Raw genomic sequence first — 2,625 nt, forward strand, 5'->3', positions numbered from 1 at the left:
GTCGAGGCGGAGGGGCTCGGGCTCCTCGACGTCGAGACGAATTTTGTTGCCGCCAAAGCACTCCGGCTGCCCGAGGGCGACTGGCTCGGCGTGCCGGCCAGTGGCTATGAGATCCACCACGGGCGGATCACCCGCGGTCCCGGCGTCGACGATTTCCTCGGTGGGGCACGGGCCGGACAGGTCTTCGGCACGATGTGGCACGGCGCGCTCGAAGGCGACGCCCTGCGGGCGCGGTTCCTCAGTGAAGCTCTCGGCCTTGCCTTCTCGGGTGTCTCGTTCCCGCGCGCCCGCGAGGAACGACTCGATCTGCTGGGCGATCTCGCCGAAGAACATCTCGACGTCGACGCACTGATCGAGTTGATCCGTGGCGGATCCCCTGCGGGTCTGCCCTTCCTGCCGCCGGGAGCGCCGTGACGACGATCCTGCTCCTCGGCGGCACCTCGGAGGCCCGGGCGCTCGCGGCGCTGCTGGTCGCCGACGGCGTCGAGGTGACCACATCACTGGCAGGGCGGGTTGCCGATCCACGGCTACCCGTGGGAGGGGTCCGGATCGGCGGCTTCGGGGGCGTGGACGGATTACGTTCGGCCCTCGGCGATTTTGATGCCGTCGTTGATGCCACCCACCCTTTCGCCAAAAACATTTCGGCCAACGCGGTCGCGGCGTGCACCACTGGCGACACCCTTCGGCCCTTGCTGCGGCTGGAACGACCCGGCTGGGCCGACCGGTCGCGGGACTCCTGGCTCTGGGTGGACTCCCACGAGGAGGCCGCCGCCGCGGCGGCGGGGCTGGGAGGGCGGCCCTTCCTCACCGTCGGGCGCCAGGAGCTCGCGCGCTTTCTTCCCGAACTCCAGGAGCACGCGGTCCTGGCCCGGGTGGTGGATGCCCCGGAGTTGACGCTTCCACCCTGGTGGCGGTTGGTGACCAGCCGCGGGCCGTACGCGCTGCCCGGTGAGTTGGCGCTGATGCGCGAACACCGCGCCGACGTGCTGATCACGAAGGATTCGGGTGGCGAGTACACCTGGTCGAAGATGGATGCCGCCGAGGAACTGCGCATCCCGGTGGTGATCGTGCGGCGTCCGGCACGGGTATCCGGGGTGCCGACGGTCCACGAGGTGGCCGACGCGCTGGACTGGGTGCGAACTCTGAATACGATGTCCCGGTGAGGATCCTGGTCACCGGTGGCGTCCGCTCCGGCAAGTCCCGGCACGCCGAAGGGTTGCTCAGCGGTGCGGGCGCGGTGACCTATGTCGCGCCCGGCCGGCCCGCGGACGGAAGTGATCCGGATTGGGACGCGCGGGTGGCCCGTCACCGCGCGGCCCGTCCGGCGCACTGGACGACGGTGGAGACCGCGAACGTCGCCGCAGCGGTGGCAGACGCGCGTGCCGCCGTGCTCGTCGACTGCCTCGGTACCTGGCTGGTCGCCCTGATGGACGCCGCACAGCTGTGGGACGCGCCCTACGAGGAGATGCACGACGCGGTGACCGCGCGGATCGACCAGCTGTGCGACGCGCTGGCCGTGTCACCCGAGGCGGTCGTGGTGACCAACGAGGTCGGACTCGGGGTGGTGCCGTCGCACCGGTCCGGGATGCTCTTTCGTGACCTGCTGGGCATCCTCAATCAGCGGGTCGCCGCGGTCTGCGACGAAGTGCACCTGGTGATCGCAGGCCGGGTACTGAAGATCTGACGCTCAGCGCGGCCGGTAGCGCTCCTCGTGCAGCACGGTCGCCAGCGACGAGCGCCGGCGCCAGCCGTGGCGCTCGAGGTCGGGAACCTCAGGGAGGTCGGCGACATGGCCGACGCAGAGCCACGCAACGGGGCGCACATGGGCGGGCATGTCCACCAGCGAGCGCAGGAAATCCTCGCGGTAGAACGACACCCAGCCGACGCCGAGTCCCTCGACAGTTGCTGCGAGCCAGAGGTTCTGGATGGCACAGACGACCGAGTACAGCCCTGCGTCGGGAATGGCGTGCCGGCCGAGGACCTGCGGTCCGCCCCGTGTCGGGTCGTAGCCGACCACGATGCCGAGACCGGACTCGCAGATGCCCTCGATCTTGATTCGCGAGAACGTGTCGGCGCGCTCCCCGGTCAGTGCGTCGGCGAACGCCTCGCGCTCGAGCGCCACGTGGTCGCGGAACGCCCGCAGGGTGTCCGGTGATCGGACCAGGACGAAGTCCCACGGTTGTGACATGCCGACGGACGGTGCGGCGTGGGCGGCCAGCAGCACCCGCTCGAGGACGTCAGCAGCGATCTGCTCACCGGTGAATTCAGCGCGGGTGTCGCGACGCCGGTTGATCACGTCGTACAGCGCGCTCGCCGTCATCGCAGGCCCTCTTGGCGTTTCAGCGAACGGTCGCGCCCCGGATCGTAGAGATAGCTCTCCCCGGCTTCGGGATCCGGTTTCCCGGCCAGGGCCCGGCCGACAAGAATCACCGCGGCCTGGCGTAACCCGGCCGCCTCGACCGCGTCGGCGATGGAGGCGACCGTGCCGCGCAGCACCTGTTCCTGCGGCTGGGACGCGCGGTACACCACGACGACCGGGCAGTCGGGGCCGTAGTCCGCAGCAAGCTCCGCCATCAGTTCGCGGGTCCGGGTGATCGCCAGATGCAACACCAATGTGGACCGGGT

At 70.0% G+C, this 2,625-nt stretch carries 3 protein-coding genes and 2 pseudogenes; 3 read left to right on the top strand and 2 right to left on the bottom strand.

Annotated elements, in window-relative coordinates; all coding sequences use genetic code 11:
* The 3 genes and pseudogenes from WA965_RS02665 to WA965_RS02675 all read left to right on the top strand — a co-directional run.
* Window positions 1–414 (top strand): annotated as a pseudogene (locus WA965_RS02665) (cobyric acid synthase); the annotation flags it as partial.
* Window positions 411–1,163, top strand: a complete 753-nt coding sequence (locus WA965_RS02670) for a cobalt-precorrin-6A reductase (protein ID WP_526301207.1) — start codon at window positions 411–413, stop codon at window positions 1,161–1,163. The pseudogene WA965_RS02665 and the gene WA965_RS02670, both read left to right, overlap by 4 nt.
* The gene (locus tag WA965_RS02675) at window positions 1,160–1,684 is read left to right on the top strand and encodes a bifunctional adenosylcobinamide kinase/adenosylcobinamide-phosphate guanylyltransferase (protein ID WP_526301209.1); all 525 of its coding nucleotides are present in this window, start codon (window positions 1,160–1,162) and stop codon (window positions 1,682–1,684) included. Before WA965_RS02670 ends, WA965_RS02675 begins: the two co-directional genes overlap by 4 nt.
* Window positions 1,685–1,687: 3 nt before the next feature.
* Here the strand turns inward: WA965_RS02675 and bluB are convergent, their stop codons facing one another.
* Window positions 1,688–2,320, bottom strand: coding sequence for a 5,6-dimethylbenzimidazole synthase (gene bluB, locus WA965_RS02680; protein ID WP_526301211.1), 633 nt, complete (start codon window positions 2,318–2,320; stop codon window positions 1,688–1,690).
* A pseudogene (locus WA965_RS02685) lies at window positions 2,317–2,625 on the bottom strand (precorrin-4 C(11)-methyltransferase); the annotation flags it as partial. The gene bluB and the pseudogene WA965_RS02685, both read right to left, overlap by 4 nt.

The organism is Mycobacterium sp. (assembly GCF_049683935.1).
Taxonomy (GTDB): domain Bacteria; phylum Actinomycetota; class Actinomycetes; order Mycobacteriales; family Mycobacteriaceae; genus Mycobacterium.

Excerpts from the sequence above, each read along its gene's own strand:
- bluB (WP_526301211.1), bottom strand. The coding sequence starts at position 2,320 with ATGACGGCGAGCGCGCTGTACGACGTGATCAACCGGCGTCGCGACACC.